Here is a 14,757-nt window from a genome sequence, read left to right as displayed (position 1 = left end):
GGGGTCCGGGGCGCGGCAAGCGGCCCCGGCACCACAGGGATCAGCGGTCGTTTTCGACGGGCCGTCAGATGTGCTGGCCCGGTCCGCTGTGGCGCGGCGGCTCCAGCCCCCGGTAGGGCTGCTGCTGGCGGTAGTGCTCCTGCAGACGCTGCTGCTCCTCGCGGTGCTGTTCCTGGATCCGGGCGCGGTGCTCGTGGCGGCGGGTGTCCTCGGCCGCCTTGCGCTCCGGGGACATCTGCCTGCGCAGCCGGGCCTCCTCGACCAGGCCTGCGGCGCGCTGGCGGTGGCCCGCGGCGGCCGCGGTGTGCCGCTCGACCTCGGAGACGGCGTGCCGGTAGGTGTTGGTGTCCGCGCGGTTCGCGTGACGGGTGATCCGGGCACGGTGGTCCTCGGGGGTCTCGTCGCGCTGGATCTGGGACCGGCCGCGCAGCTTCCAGGCCTCGCGCTCGGCGTCCCGGGCGGCGTTTTGCAGCTCGTTGCGCTGCCGGTCGAGGCCGTCGATCAGCGCGCGGCGCTCGGTGAGCCGCTCCCCGAGGGCGTCGGCCACCTCGTGCATGCCCGGCGAGCGGAAGGTGAGCTTGGTGAACCGCTTGGCGGCCTTCGCCTCGACCAGCTCCTTGATCCGGTACTCGCGGCGCTGCTCCTCCCACAGAGCGGGGACCTGCGTGTTGATCTCGTCGGCCTGCCGGGTGAGCTCGTCGACGCGCTGCAGCTGCTGCTCGGACTGCTGCAGGTAGCCGGTCAGTTCGGCGACGAGCGCGGCGGCCGGGGCCCGGTCGGTACCGAGCACCGGGCCGAGCGCGTCAACGGTGCGCTGGGCGGCGGCGGCGAGCTTCTCCGCCGCCGCCGCTTGCTCCAGGGCGGTGTCGTGGGCGCGCTTGATGGCGATGACGTGGCCGTGCTCGCGCTGGCGCCAGGACGGGATCGCGGCGTCGGCGGCCAGGCGGGCCACCCGCTGCTCGGCCTCGGCCTTGCGCGCAGCCTCTTGCGCCGCCAGCTCGGCGGCGACCTTCTCGGCGAGGCCTGCCAGGACGGCCGGGGCGATGGTCGGCGCGGCCGGCACCGGGGCTGCCTGCGGCCGGACCTGGGCCGGTGCGACAGCTTCGACCTGGCCGACCGCCGGGGCCGGCCGCTCGGTGACCTGCTCCTGAGCTTGGTGGCGGGCACGGTGACGCTCGGCCGCGCGGGCGAGGTGCGCGGCCCGCCCGCTGCGCTGCGCCTGGTCCTGGTCGCGGTGCTCGAGCGGGACGGCGGCCGGGCGCTCGACGAGAGCGGTGACCGTCGCCTGCTGCCGGGAGGCGCGGATCCGCTCGGCGCCGGGCACTGCCTCGTGGTGGCGGGCGGCGCGCTGCTCGGCAGCGCGGGCCAGCTGGCCCAGACGCCCACCGCGGTGCGGCTGCCGGTCCTCGCGCTCGACCCGGTCGGCGGCGGCCCGGGCGGTGGCGCGGTGGGTGCCGGTGGTCCGCCGCGCCCGCGCCTGGCGGCCTCGCTCGTCGGCGAGCTCCTCGGCGCTGGGCCGGTCGGCGCTGCGCCGGTCACGGGCCTCCTCGACCAGGGCGTCGATGTCCCGGCGCCCGGCCGGCTCCCCGGCCTCGGGCCGGTCGGTGCGGGTGCGCCAGGGCTCCAGCACCACGGCCGCCTGCGGCGCCCGGAGCGAGGCCTGCGGCTGCGCCTGGTGCTCGCGGTCCTCCTCGGGCCGCAGCGGCGCGGCCTGCTCCACGGTGGCGAGCAGCACGGCGGGTTCGGCGGTGCGCAGGGCGAGGCCTCCGCCGCCGGGGCCGGCCGGTTCGGGGCCGCGCGGGGTGCGGGGCGGGCGGCCGGGGCCTGCGCCGTCGGGCCCGTCACCGCTGTTGGGGGTGTTGGGTCCAACAGGCCTGTGCCCGGCGACGCGGCCGGAGATCATGCCCTCGGCGCTGTCCGCGTCCAGCGACTTGCCGTAGGCCGCGACGGCGCGCAGCAGCAGCTGGCCGGGTGTGGCCGGGTCGCCGAGCCGGGCGCGGGCGCCTTCGTCCTCGACGCTCCGCAGCGGCAGCCACAGGTCCGAGCGTTCCTTGGCGCGGGTGATCGCCGGGTACAGGGTGAAGGCGTCGGCGCCGGTCCCGTTGACCAGCGCGCGCATCGCGGTCAGGCCCTGGGCGGCGGTGACGGTCATCGCGTAGGCGTGGGTGAGTGCGCCCTCGGCGATCTGCTCGCGGGTCAGCCAGGCCTGCTCGGTGACGAGCTGGTCGGGTCCGGCCGCGCGCTGCCACTGCACCAGGGCGCCGCGCTGGTCGACGCTCAGGACGACGCCGCGGTAGCCGTTGAGGATGTCGGGCTCGCTGCCTGCGGTGCGCCGGGAGCGGCGGTCGTTGACCTTCGTGCGGACCAGGTCGCCGGCCGCGATGTCGAGCACGCGCCCGTCGGCCAGGGCGAAGGCGGTCTCGGCGCCGAGTTCGCCGGTGGCGCGCCGGATCTGTCGCGCTCCGGCGTTGAGTGCGTCGACGTCCGCGTTGCGTCCGGCGAGCAGCAGCAGGTTGCGCAGGTTCTCGTGCGGATCGGACCAGCGGCGGCGCTCGCTGCTCCAGGCGGCGAGCATCGCGGCGGTGGTCTGCTCGCCGGTCTCGGTGGCGTGGACGTGACCGGCGTCGGCGAGCTGGGCGAGTGCGGTGGAGCGCCCGCCGGTGCGCCACACGGTCAGCGCGTCGCGCTCGACGGCGTCGCGCTGGCGGCGGTTCTCACGCAGCGCGAGGCCGCTGACGGCGCGGTGGATCTCGGCGAAGCCGCCGCCGATGCCGATCGGCTGGAGCTGCTGTTCGTCGCCGACCAGGACCAGCTTGGTGCCGGTTTCGGCGGTGTGGACGAGGAGCTTGGCGAGGGTTCGGTCATCCGCCATCGCGGCCTCGTCGACGACCAGGACGTCGATGCCGGCGAGGCCCTCGCCGTCCCGGATCCGCAGCAGCCAGGACGCGATCGTGGTGGAGGTGATGCCGGATTCGGCCTGCAGATTCTGCGCGGCGACCGCCATCATCGCGCCCCCGGCGACGGTCAGCCCGGCCTGCTCCCAGACCTGCCGGGCCGCGGCGAGCATCGTCGTCTTGCCCGCGCCGGCCAGGCCCTGCACGGTGTCGACGCCGTGCCCGGCGCTCAGCAGCCGCAGCACCACGGCGCGCTGCTCGACGCTCAGCTGCAGGCGCTTCCCGGCCTCGAAGGCGGCCACCTGGCGGGCCGCCGCAGCCGGGTCCACGATGGCGGCATGGTCGGCGATCCGCTCCGCGGGAACGGTGGTGATGACCTGCTCGGCGGCCAGCACGTCCACCGTGGTGTACCGGTCGGCGTTGGTGTGGTGGGAAGCGTGCAGGTCCGCCAGCGCGACCGCGTACCCGGCCTCGGCCAGGACCTGGTCGGTGAGCGACTCCAGCTCCAGGTGCCCGTACAGGCCGGGCGGCAGCGCCCTGGCGACCTCGGCCAGAGCCTGCGCCCGGGAGAAGTCCTTGTGCTTGGAGGTGAGGCCGGTCTCGGGGTCGAAGACCTGGGCGGCGAGCACGCCGAGGTCGGGCAGATCGAGTCCTTCGCCGGGCCCGGCCGGCCCCGGGAACGCGGCGGCCAGCACCTCGCGCAGCCGTGCTTCGCCGCCCCGGCCGTGCCGGTCGGCGAGCACCTCGACAGCGTTGGCGTGCCACTTGGCGAGGACGTCCACCTCGGCGATGTCGCGCTTGGCCTGGCGCAGCTTGGCGGCCACGACGCGGCGCTGCGCGGTGCTGAGCTCCGCCCCGCCGGCCTCCTCAAGGATCTGCCGGTTGCGGCGGGAGAACGCGCCGCGCAGCTCGCCGGGGATCGCCGCGATCTCCCACTCGCGGTTCGCCTCGTTGAACTCCCACTCGACGCCCAGGCGCTCGGTCAGCGCGGTGCGCAGCAGCGCCTTCTGGAGCTCGTTCGCGGCGTGGGAGTGGCGGCGAAGGTCGCGTCCGCCGGACGCCGGGGAGCGCCACTTCCCGTCCTCGCACTTGACCATCCGGGCGATGACGACGTGTGCGTGCAGGTGCGGGTCGCCCACCGCCTCCTTGACCGGGCGGGCGGACTTGTGGGTCATGATCCAGCCGAGGAAGCCGGAGGAGGCGACGCGGTCGGCGATCTGTCCGTCGCCCTGGTGGCCGCTGACGCCGTACGAGCACCAGGTCTCCAGCGCGCCCACCGCGGCGCGCACCGAGGCCAGGAACTCCTCCTCGACGATGTCCCGCACCTGCGGCGAGGCGAGTCCGCAGGCGGTCGAGAGGGACTTCGGCAGGGTGAAGGTGATGTCGTCTCCGGCGACGTCCACGCGCTCCCGGTCGCTCGCGTGTCGCCACGCCGAGGCCAGCGCCGCGGGCCGGTAGACGCTCTCCAGGTCGATGCCGGCGGCGGTGGCCAGCTGCGCGAGGGCGGTCACCGGGGCGCGGTGCCCGCCGCCGTCGCGCAGGTCCATCCGCTCGAGCCGGGCCAGGCGATCACGCAGTTCCCGGGTCGGCATCAGGGCGGCCGGCGACGTCGTTCCGGCCCGCTCGGCGGCCTGCTGGAGGGCCGCGAGCAGGGGCGCCGCGCCGAGTTTTCCGGCATCGGCGACCCGCCACACCGGGTTCGTCAGCTGCTCGCGGGTGGCCGGGTGCCGGCCCGACATCAGGGCGCGGGCGGCGCGCGGATCGACCCGCTCGCCGGCCACCAGGCCGACCTCGGCCAGGCCGGCGCCGATCCACTCCAGGGGCCGCGCCTTGCCGTCCAGGCGGTAGTTGACGGCCGCGCCCGCACCGTGGTCCGGATGCTGTTCACCGGGGCCGGGGGCTTGGGGGTGTTCGCGGTCGCAGCCGTCGCCCTCGATCAGGCGGTATTCGATCTGCGCCTCGGAGCGGACCGCCGTGACAGCCACGACCGAATCCCCTCCCCCGCGCCCCGTAGCCGCTCCTGTCGCGGCCGGAGAAACCCTTGTGTTTCTCCTCGCCCAGCGCCTTCGCGCTGACGCCGTCAGCGGCCGTGTATCGCCAGATACCCAGGCACATGTTTAAGGGTTTGGCTTGATCGTTTGAGTTGTCAGTATGGATTGCGGGTCGGTGCGGTTCAAGTTGCTTGCGGTGTGTGTTGATGTGATGTGGCGTCGGTTTGGCTGGTATGCCTGAGTTTGTCGTGAGGTCGGCGGGAGAACTGGCTGGCCGGGCTTACAGCGAGGGCAAGCGGCGCCGCGGAATCGGCCGAGCCGGGGAGCCGGGACAGGACGGCAGGGCAGCTCGCCACCTTCCTGCGCCACGGCCGCGCGGTGCGCGCCGGCCTGGTCAGGATGTACGCGGTGCTCGACGCCGAGCTGCGCCGGCCCGACCTGACGACCACGCGCGAGCAGCCGCGCGAGCCGGCCCACCCGGCGCCCGCCCCGGCGGCGCGCAAGGCGGCGCCGGCGCCCGGCCCCGGCCAGCAGCGGGTGCCCGAGGAGATCCTGGATGCGTTCGAGAAGCCTGCCGCCGCGGTGCGCACCGCGCGCTCGGCGCGCAAGGTCGGCGGCCTCGTCCCGGCCCCCGAGCAGCAGGCCATCGTCGAGGCCTGCGCCGAGCGCGGCGACCTGGTGGTCGAAGCCGGCGCCGGCACCGGCAGGACCTGATGCTCGCCTACGTCACTGTCACCCGCGCCCGCACGGTGCTGGACCGCTCGGGCCTGGCCTGGGTCGACCAGTACGGCGGCGGGCACGCCCGCCGTGTCAGGGCCCGCGGCCTCACCGACGCCGGCCGCCGGGCGCGGGACCTGGCGGCCGTGGAGACCTGGTCGCCCGATCTCGCCCCGGACGGCGGCTCCCGGCTCCACCGGGACCTGTTGGACCCAACGGGGGCAGCACGTGGCCGGCCCGGGATGAGGAACACATCCCGGGCCGGACCGGCCGGTCGGCTGTCGCGTGTGCCTTGGTCGAGTCGCAGCGACAACTCCCCTTCTCCGAGTGCGTGCACGCGTGCACGCACTCACCCGTTTCACGGACCGGGCATTAAGCGGCATTAGGCCGAGCACGGGTGACTCTTCTCACGGGACGATCGACGGAAGGGATTGGCGCGATCACTGCGCGTATCGCCAAGATGGGCGGCTAGGACCTTGCCCGGCGTGTGCTTTTGGTCGAGTCGCAGCTGGCCGGTCCGGCGAAATCCCCTTCTCTCCGACGGAGTTGATCATGCGTAGGCTCCTGATCCCTCGTACCGGCCGTCCCCGCACGGCACCCGCACGCCCGGCGCCGGCCCCGGTCCGCCGAGACCGGGCCGGTTCCAGCGGCGCCGCCGACACCGCGATCGTCTCGGGCACCGCGCTGGCCATCACCGGCGTCGCGGTCTACTGCCACTGGAGCCCGGAACAGCTGGCGCTGGTCCTCACCGCGACCGCCGGCTGCACCGCCCCGGCGCTGTTGCGCGGCCGGAGCTGACGTGGCGGCCGACGATGCCGTCGGCCTGGCAGGGCGGGCCGCAAAGTCCTGCCCGCCCCCGACCGCCGACCACATGCTGGTCGAGCTGTTCGTCCTGGGGGACTACACCGACGCGACGTTCGAGCTGTTCGTCCGGGAGGTGCAGCCCGCTGCGACCGCCTACGTCCGCAGGGCCAGCCCCGGCCTCGGGCACGCCGACGCCGAGGACATCGTGCAGACCGCCCTGGTGAAGATGTACCAGCGGTGGCGATTGTTCTCGGTGCCCGAGTCCGCGAAGGCGTACTTCTTCTCGGTCCTGCGGACCGGGACCGCCGACCACTTCCGCGCGCTCGCGCGCAACAGGGCGAAGGTGGAGCGCAGCGCCCTGGCGTACACGGAGGCGGAGCCGGATCACCGTCTGGACGCGGTCGAGATCGAGATGACCCTGGAGAGCATCCTGGACGCGAACCCTCACCTGAGGTCGCTCATCCTCGAGCTGCTGGCCAAGGACCGCGAGGTGCCGGACCTGAAGACCTTGGTGTCCATGGACTTCGATCGGCACCCGCGGCGGGACCTCCTGGAGGTGATCCGGTTCGAGCTCCGGGCACGGCTGGAGCAGGCCGGGCTGGGTCCTCCCCGGAACGGGCGGGTGCCCTCGATCCCTGCGCCCAGGCCCGGCCCCGTGTGCCCGGCCTGCCAGCAGCCTCCGCGTTCCCCGGCACCTTCCGCGGCAGGTGTGCCGTCGCACCGCTCGGGGGCGGTCCCGCCCGCCGCTCAGATCTGGCCGGAGGCGGCGTTCGTGGCCGAACATCAACACGATCGGCGTCAGCGTGAGTGGCTGGAGCGTGAGATCAGTCGGCTCCCCCCGCGGGAACAGCAGGTCTCGCGGTTGGCCGCTTCCGGCGCGACACCCGCTCAGATCGCGGAACGGATCGGTATCTCGGCCAACAACGCCCGGGTGACCCTGTGGCACGCCCGGAAGAAGTTGCAGGCCAAGATCAACGTCTCCTCCGAACGGCTCGACCTGCTCTTCAAGCGCCCCTCGCTCGTCCCTGTGGAGACGTGTCCCATTTGCCTTTGACGCCCGGCCGGTCGGGAAGGCCCCCGCGGACCGCACACGTCCACGGGGGCCTCGGCGACTGCCGGGGTGAGGTGCGTCCCCGAAGGGCCGGCTCAGCGGCCACCGGCGAGCAGGCGGATCAGCTCGGCGGCGCCGGAGATGAGCTGGCTGGCCGCGGTGGTGGCCACGGCCGCCGCTACCGCCCGGGCCACTCCGGAGGCCAGGTCCCGGCGGGTACGCCGCGGGACCGGCCTCCGCCGCGGGGCGGGGGCTCCGTCGTCACCTGGTGGCGCGCTGGGCGGGCTGGCGTCGGCGCGGCGACCTGCCACGCGTGATCCGGCGCTCGCCCACCGTCGCCGCGCGCGGCCGCTCGAAGGTCGGCGGGGCCGCCGACCACCGCTCGACGATGTCCAGCAGGGCCTGCTCGCCGGCCCCCTCGGCGTACACGGTGAGCACGGTGAGCACTTTGGCCAGCTCGGCCGGATCCCCTGGGCAGATCATGCCCTGCCCGGGGAGGGCGTCCTCGGCGACCTCGGCTGCCCGCTGCTGCCAGACGCTGGCCCTCTCCTGGCACCCGGTCCCGGCGTAGTGGATCGCGAGGAGGTGCGCGGCGAGCTCGTCGTCCGCACCCGTCGCCACCCCCCACCAGAACTCGGCCCATTGGGGCTGCCCCAGCAGGTACATCAGGCAGCCGGCGCCCCGCGCGGCGGCCCCGTCGCGGCTGAAGCCGGCGAGCGTTTCGGCGATCGACTCGGGAGCCGCCTCGCTCACCACGGCCGCGCACAGGTGCTCCAGGTCACGGCGCAGATCGGCCCGGCCGGAGGCGGCCACCACGTCCAGGTGCTCGCGCTTGTACGGGGTGCGTGCGGCTGCACCGGACGGCGCCGGGGCCGTCCGGGGGGCCGCCGGGGTGCGCTCGGACCGCCCGACGGTGCGGGCGGGGGCCGGTCGTTCCCCTCCTGCGATGCGTACGGCGAGGCGTCGCACGCTCGCCACCGGGTCATGCCCTTCAAGCTCCCGTCCCAGTTCTTCGGCGTCGTCCCGCAGCAACTTGTGGATGTTCACGTCAGGTCCCCTCGTCCTTGGTGATCGTTCACAGGATCGAGCAGGTACTCCATGTGACGCGTGCCCAGGCAGTAGTACGTCTTGGCCGTGCTGGGGGCGATGTCGCACACCGCCGCGATGGTCGGGTAGTCCACCGCGAGCTGGCGCAGCCGCACCACCTCGGCCTGGACCGGGGCCGTCTTCGCCAGCTCCTCCATCGCCCAGCGCAGCGCGTCCCGGTCCACCAGCTGGTCCATCGGCTCGTGACCGGTGTCCTCCGGGCCGCTGTGCCGGATCAGCTTCAGCGTTTTCGCCTCCGCGCGGCCGAGGCGCCGGAACACATCGGCCACCGAGGCCCGGACGAGTTTCCAGGCGAAGGCCTGCACGGCGCGGACGTCCGGACCGCCCAGGGCGCGGTCCCATTTCTCGTACAACCGGATCCCCGCCTCCTGCACGGCGTCCTCGGCGTCGGCCAGGTTCCGAAGCTTGCCGAGGGCGTAGCGCAGCCACCTGCCCTCCTCCTCCACGAAGAAGACCGTGAAGTCGAGGGCGAGCGAACGCATCGGGTCCTGGTCCAGGACCTCTTGGTCATCGCCCGAGAACGGCGTTGTCACCGTGCCTCCTGTACGACGGTCGCCGCTGTCCCGCAGCCGGCGAGTCTGATCCGGTAGAGGCCGCCGTGGCGGCGACGGGCGCCGGCGGATCCCGGCGTCTAGGAAGCGAGGCGGCCGCACCGGCCCGCCGCGTGGGGCGTCTCCCGGTTCTTCCTGCCGACGCCGGGGGGCTGTCCGCCGTCGGCAGGGCCTCGGAGACTCCCGCACGCTGCTTCCCCCTCTCTGCTCTTCCGGTGTCCGGCGCACCGGGCGGTGCGCCGGCGCCTTGTGGGGCGCACTGGAAGAACCGCTGCGAGAAGGGCGGGCGTTGACCCGTTCGGGCGACCAGTTGCGATGACCGTAAGTGATATTTAATGCACCTAGCGTGCTGACCTGGGGATTCGAGCGCCTGAACACGGCCGCAAACATGATCGAGTGACTTAAATCACAGTTTTGACTGCCCGTCAGATCGCCCGCCCGCCCGCGGACCGCTGGCCGCACCGCGCTGACCGGCGGAAAGCCTCCCGACCGACCGGTCGTTGAGCCGTCACCTGCCCCTGTTGGGGGCAATGGACCCAACAGGGGCAACGGACCCGGCGAGGTCACGGCCGGCCGCCGGCGACGAAACGCGTCTCCCCTCGCACCACGCCTCGCTCCGCGCCCGTCCGGGTGAAGCTCACCGGGGCGCGGCCTCCCCGCTGGCTACCGTCGCGCCATGACGCGAAATCAGGTGTGGCTGGCGGTACGTGACGCCGACGACTCGCTGCTGGTCCGAGCGGACCGGATCACCGGCCTGCAGGTGACCGGGTCCGACGACGACGAGTTCCCCTGGGCGCTGGAGGTGTTCGTCCCCGGCCTCCCGTCGCAGCGCGGCTGGCTGACCGTGGCCCGGGGAACGAGCGAGGGGTGGGCGAAGCGCGCGCCGCTGGAGCTGCCCGCGCTGTTGCGCGGCAAGGAGCTCGACCGCCTGGACGGCGGCGCGACCGTCGCCTACGCGGCGGCGACGGACGAGTTCGACCCGGAGGAGAACGGGGCGCTGGAGATCGCCTGGTCGTACAAGTAACCGGCGAACCTGGCAGCCGGGCCTCGGCAGTGACGGCGGGGCCGGCCCCGCCGTCACTGCCCTCGCCCCGTCGGACCCGACAGGTCCAACGGGGGCCTCTGCCGCCGCCGGCGTAGAGGCCACGGGCCTGGGCAGGGATGCGTGCATGACCTTCACCTGGAAGACCCCGCCGTGGCAGCGGTTCGAGGACTGCACCCACATGGCGGTGACCCTCACGCACGTCGGCGGCGGGGAGATCGCCCTCAACAGCACGAGCGTGCGCGGCGACGACGCCACCGAGGCCCTGGCCGATCTGCTCATGGGACCGGGCGGCGCGAACGGCGCGGCGGTGCTGACGCCCGGCCTGGTGGCCGTGGTGGTCCGGCGCGGCATCGACGTGATGTGGATGGCCCAACCGCCCATCCACGTCACGAAGAACGCCGCCGGCGAGATGGAGATCGGCGTCGACGACGACCCCGACACCGTGACCGCGTTCTCCGCCGAGAACGCGCACGACCTGCTCACCCGCCTGCACGCCGCGTACGGCACCACGTAGCCGGCCAGGCCCCGGCCCGCGTCCGCGCTGACCGGCCAGCGCCTGGTCGCCCGACCTCGAGACGACGGCAGCAGGCACCCGCGCCCCCGTTGGACCCAACAGGTCCAACGGGGGCGCCGCCGTACCACGGCCTGCCTTGTCCGTCGGCGCGCCCCTGGGCCCAGCTCGCGCGCGCGTGGGCGGCTGCCACAGATGCCGGAACGGGGTGGGGGCACCTGCGTCCACCCTCAAGACCCGGGGGTCACGCCGGGCACCCGGGTCCGCAACAGGCCTGTTGGGTCGAACGTCTGGTGGCGCCAACTCACCCCGTTCGGGCGGGGCCACCAGGCTTCGTCACACGGGCGGGTGTTCAGCGGCGGGGCGTGAGCGGCCCTGTGGGCGCCTCTTGGCCCGTCAGATGTCGGATGGCCCGCCGGGAGGGCTGACAGGCGCTCACAGGGCCGTTTCTGATCGTTTACGGGTGTGCGCGGCCGGAGGGTGACGGTGTGTCTTGAACGGCTTCCGGTGGCTCCACCGCCTGGAGGACTCGAGACCCGTGCACCCTGGTCTTGGTCGGCGCCTGGGGCGCCCCCAGGTCACCGCAGGTCGCAGGGGCCGGGAGTTCGCCATCGCGATCTCCGCTGCTGCGAGATGCCGCGCCCATCTTGAAGCCGCGGGTCGACGGAGCGACTCTCAGTCAGACCGTCGGCCCGGATTCCCCGTGCTCGAAGCGGGCGGACCGCGCTACCTCGTAGGCCTTGATGACCTTGGGGTCCTGGAGGACGAACCAGGTGGGGTTGGGGTTGAGAATGTCCTTCGCCGAGGTGAAGGCGTTGGGTGCGAAGATCGGAAGGATCAGCGGCGCGGCCTCCCCGTCAGCGTCCTTTCCGTACTGGAATACGAAGTGCTGACAACTGATGGCGATCCTCGCCCGGCTGTGGAGCAGTTCCTTGACCGCTGCCTGGTCCGGCTCGGCCAGCGTACGAATCGCAGCGAAGGCTCGTTCGACTGTCTCAATCGCGGGAGAGTCAGACTGGTAGAAGTCGGAGGTCGGGATGAACGCCGCGTGCACCGGGGCCCTGCCGAGTTCGGCGTGCGGGATCTGTCCGAGTGCGAGGACGAATACGGCGTCAGGGGCATACCTGAGAAGGTCCGACAGCAGGCGGCCATCGAACCGCTCTTCGTCGCCCTTCACCTCCACGAAGGCATGCAGGTCGGGCAGCCAGAAGTCAGGCAGGTAGGGCCGCTTGTCCGGGCCAACGGTGTAGCCCTGGGGTTCGTACTCCCAGGTGATGCCGACGGTGTCGAAGAAGACGGCCCACCGGGCCTCGAGGCGTGAGCGGAAGCGGTGGCCGGCGTAGCGGGTCTCGATCGGCTGGATCGTGGTCATGTCCCCCTCCAAGGGCTGTTGCCCTACCCAGCCTGTAGGTTCTCAGATCAGGTGACGTCGCGGGTCATATCGATGAATCGGCTGTAGTGGCCCTGGAAGGCGACGGAGATTGTCGGTGTCGGGCCGTTGCGGTGCTTGCCGACGACCAGGTCCGTCTCGCCGGCGCGGGGACTGTCCTTGTCCTGCTGGTGAATCAGGATCACGATGTCGGCGTCCTGTTCCTGTGAGCCGGACTCCCGCAGGTCCGAGACGGCGGGCTTCTTGTCTGCGCGCATCTCGGGGCCCCGGTTGAGTTGGGCGAGCACGATGATCGGCAGGTTCAGCTCCTTGGCGAGGAGCTTGATGGAGCGGCTGATCTTGGCGATCTCCTGTTCCCGGACCTCGATGCGGCTCTTGCTGCCGACCTCGATCAGCTGCATGTAGTCGATCACGATCAGGGCGAGGTCCGGGACGCGGTTCTTGAGGCGACGGCAGGTGGCCTGGATCTGCGGGAGCGAGCGGGCGGACTCGTTCACGTACAGGGAGGCCTCGGTGTACCGCTGGTAGGCGGTGGCGAGGCTGGCCCACTCCGTCTCGGTGACGCCCCCGGACCGTAGGTGGTGCAGGGCGACCTGGCCCTCCGCGGACAGCACGCGCATGTTCAGCTCGTCGGTGCTCATCTCGAGCGTCACGAACGCCGCCGGGCGGCCCGCGCCCACGATCGGCTGGCCTGCCTTGTTGCGCGGCATGGCACAGGCCCGCGCGAAGTCCATGGCCAACGTGGACTTGCCCTGGCCCGGACGCCCGGCCACGACGATGACCTGTCCCGGCTGCCAGCCCTGGGTGAGCGCGTCGAGGTCGGCGAAGCCGGTCGGTACCCCGCTGATGCCCTTCTGGTTCTCGGCGGCCTGGATGAGATCAAGCGTCTTGGCGAGCGTCTCGGACGGCGCCTTGAAGTCGTCCTGACGTCCGCGCTTCTCGGCCACCGCGATCACCTCCGCAACGGCGGCGGCGGCGATCTCGTCCACGTCGCCCTCGGCCGCGTAGCCCATGCCGGCGATCCGGGTGCCGGCCTCGACCAGGCGGCGCAGTACGGCGCGCTCGCGGACGATCTGGGCGTAGTACTCGGCGTTGGCCGCGGTCGGGACGGAGTTGACCAGGGTGTGCAGGTAGGAGGCGCCGCCGACGCGCTGGAGCTCGCCGCGCTTGGTGAGCTCGCCGGCCACGGTGATCGGGTCGGCCGGCTCCCCCTTGGTGTGGAGGTCGAAGATCGCCCGATGAATCAGCTCGTGCGCGGGCCGGTAGTAGTCGTCCGGCTCCAGGACCTCGGCCACGTCGTTGATGGCGTCCTTGGACAGCAGCATCCCGCCCAACGCGGACTGCTCAGCATCGAGGTCCTGCGGGGGCACCCGGTCGAATCCCTCCGCCCGCGCCTTTCCCTGACCCGGTACGGGCGCGGACTCGGCGAACCGGGGGTCGCCCTCGAACATGTCGTCCTCCGGAGGCAGGACGGTGCCAGAATCGGTCATGAGAACTCCACTCGGGTTCGACGGGTCCGCCGGGGACTGTGAGAGGTGACCGGCGGACCCGTGCTCGTTTCAGGGGTCAGGCCGACCTGTTGCGCAAGCTGGCCAGCATCTCGGCGAAGGCAGCCGGCATCGGGACCGTGACGCGCTCCTCCTCCGCCTCCACGTCCTGGCACGCCGGTGCCGACTTCGGCTGTCCAGCGAACGGGACCTTCGACTTGGAGGCGTGCTTGATCAGGTCGTCGCCCCACTGAGGGAGCTCGCGAGCACGGTCGACCACCCACCACAACGGCCGGTCAGCCAACAGTTCAGCGGCCTGGGCGAGGAGCTTGCTCCGGGTCCCGTTAAGTGCCCGCCCCCCTAGCTCTTGCTCGTACGCGGCCAGGACCGCCTCAGCCCCGGTCTGCTCCTCGGTGCCGGTCTCGTGTCGCTGAGCCGGAAGGTTCGCAACAGGAGCGGCAGCAACGGGGTCGTCGTCCGGCGGAGCCGTCTTCTCTCTCTCGTCCGTCACTGCCTTGGTTGGCAGCGACGGTGCCGCTGCGGTCTGAGGAGCGGGAGAGAGAGAGAGGACTGAGTTAAAGGAAAGCTTTGGGGTGCTTGAAGCACCCCCCTCGCGAACTTCAAGCACCTGGGTGCTTGAAGCACCCCCCTCAAATCCGGACAAATCCATGGGGGTGCTTGAAGCACCCCCCTCCTTCTTCTGCGACTGCTTCGAGGCGCGTTTGGTGCCCTTGTCAGCTCGTGCCTTCCGCTCCTCGGCGGGCATCAGGTCAGGCCTGTTCTCCGGGGTGATGGGGCCGAGACCTCGATCGGCCCGCTCTTGGTTGACCGCTGCGAGCCGCTCTGCGCTGTAGTACGAGTGCGGGATCTGGACGTCGTAGACCTTCGGCCGAAGATGCTCCGGGATGCGGTAGGCAGCCCGCTGGTCGCCCTCGCGGATGATCCCGCGCTTCTCCAAGCCAGCGAGCTTGCGCGTCACGGTGGACTTGTCGCACAGGCTCGCCTTGGCGAGCGTGTTGCGCGATGGGTAGCTGTCACAGCCGTCGGCATTCGCCCGACGGGCAAGACAGGTCAGGATGAGCCGCTCGAATGGGTCGGAGACCGGAGAGTGCTCCAGGGCCCAGGTGATCGCGTCGAAGCTCATCGAGCCACCGCCGGCCAAGCGGTGGAGAAGGCGGCCTGGTACGGCCCGCCGGAGGTGATGTCGGG

The 14,757-nt window shown here is 72.4% G+C and carries 11 protein-coding genes; 5 read left to right on the top strand and 6 right to left on the bottom strand.

Translation table 11 applies throughout. The features are described 5' to 3' along the window. Window positions 1-64 precede the first annotated feature (64 nt). Complete coding sequence (gene mobF / locus AB0O91_RS36785; RefSeq protein WP_363442614.1) at window positions 65-4,879, bottom strand: MobF family relaxase; 4,815 nt, start codon at window positions 4,877-4,879, stop codon at window positions 65-67. A gap of 384 nt (window positions 4,880-5,263) precedes the next feature. Here mobF and AB0O91_RS36780 point away from each other — a divergent pair, with 384 nt between their 5' ends. The 3 genes from AB0O91_RS36780 to AB0O91_RS36770 all read left to right on the top strand — a co-directional run bounded on the left by AB0O91_RS36780 (window position 5,264) and on the right by AB0O91_RS36770 (window position 7,460). Then, the gene (locus tag AB0O91_RS36780) at window positions 5,264-5,599 is read left to right on the top strand and encodes a hypothetical protein (protein WP_363442611.1); all 336 of its coding nucleotides are present in this window, start codon (window positions 5,264-5,266) and stop codon (window positions 5,597-5,599) included. Window positions 5,600-6,154: 555 nt separating this feature from the next. After that, window positions 6,155-6,400, top strand: a complete 246-nt coding sequence (locus AB0O91_RS36775) for a hypothetical protein (RefSeq protein ID WP_363442609.1) — start codon at window positions 6,155-6,157, stop codon at window positions 6,398-6,400. Between the two features lies 1 nt (window position 6,401). Next, window positions 6,402-7,460 carry a sigma-70 family RNA polymerase sigma factor gene (locus AB0O91_RS36770; RefSeq protein WP_363442606.1) on the top strand — a complete coding sequence of 353 codons (1,059 nt, stop codon included), beginning with the start codon at window positions 6,402-6,404 and terminating at the stop codon, window positions 7,458-7,460. 258 nt (window positions 7,461-7,718) lie between these two features. On the opposite strand, the gene AB0O91_RS36765 is transcribed toward AB0O91_RS36770, so the two are convergent. Both AB0O91_RS36765 and AB0O91_RS36760 read right to left on the bottom strand, forming a co-directional pair. Continuing rightward, on the bottom strand, window positions 7,719-8,504 hold the full coding sequence (locus tag AB0O91_RS36765) for a hypothetical protein (protein WP_363442603.1): 786 nt from the start codon (window positions 8,502-8,504) through the stop codon (window positions 7,719-7,721). Beyond that, complete coding sequence (locus AB0O91_RS36760; RefSeq protein ID WP_363442600.1) at window positions 8,501-9,097, bottom strand: sigma factor; 597 nt, start codon at window positions 9,095-9,097, stop codon at window positions 8,501-8,503. Before AB0O91_RS36760 ends, AB0O91_RS36765 begins: the two co-directional genes overlap by 4 nt. Window positions 9,098-9,791: 694 nt before the next feature. Here AB0O91_RS36760 and AB0O91_RS36755 point away from each other — a divergent pair. Both AB0O91_RS36755 and AB0O91_RS36750 read left to right on the top strand, forming a co-directional pair. After that, entirely contained in the window at window positions 9,792-10,139 is a 348-nt protein-coding gene (locus AB0O91_RS36755; protein ID WP_363442597.1) for a hypothetical protein, read from the top strand. Between the two features lie 145 nt (window positions 10,140-10,284). Beyond that, a complete protein-coding gene (locus AB0O91_RS36750) occupies window positions 10,285-10,674 on the top strand; it encodes a hypothetical protein (protein WP_363442594.1) in 390 nt (129 codons plus the stop codon). Window positions 10,675-11,350: 676 nt separating this feature from the next. Here the strand turns inward: AB0O91_RS36750 and AB0O91_RS36745 are convergent. The 3 genes from AB0O91_RS36745 to AB0O91_RS36735 all read right to left on the bottom strand — a co-directional run bounded on the left by AB0O91_RS36745 (window position 11,351) and on the right by AB0O91_RS36735 (window position 14,692). After that, the gene (locus AB0O91_RS36745; protein ID WP_363442591.1) at window positions 11,351-12,043 is read right to left on the bottom strand and encodes a hypothetical protein; all 693 of its coding nucleotides are present in this window, start codon (window positions 12,041-12,043) and stop codon (window positions 11,351-11,353) included. 47 nt (window positions 12,044-12,090) lie between these two features. Beyond that, entirely contained in the window at window positions 12,091-13,551 is a 1,461-nt protein-coding gene (gene dnaB, locus AB0O91_RS36740; RefSeq protein ID WP_363442589.1) for a replicative DNA helicase, read from the bottom strand. 76 nt (window positions 13,552-13,627) lie between these two features. Beyond that, entirely contained in the window at window positions 13,628-14,692 is a 1,065-nt protein-coding gene (locus AB0O91_RS36735) for a helix-turn-helix domain-containing protein (RefSeq protein WP_363442586.1), read from the bottom strand. Between the last annotated feature and the right edge of the window lie 65 nt (window positions 14,693-14,757).

It is taken from the genome of Kitasatospora sp. NPDC089797 (genome assembly GCF_040684795.1).
Taxonomy (GTDB): domain Bacteria; phylum Actinomycetota; class Actinomycetes; order Streptomycetales; family Streptomycetaceae; genus Kitasatospora.
Note: the sequence above shows the minus strand (reverse complement) of the source record. Positions and strands in the feature narration are given on the sequence as shown.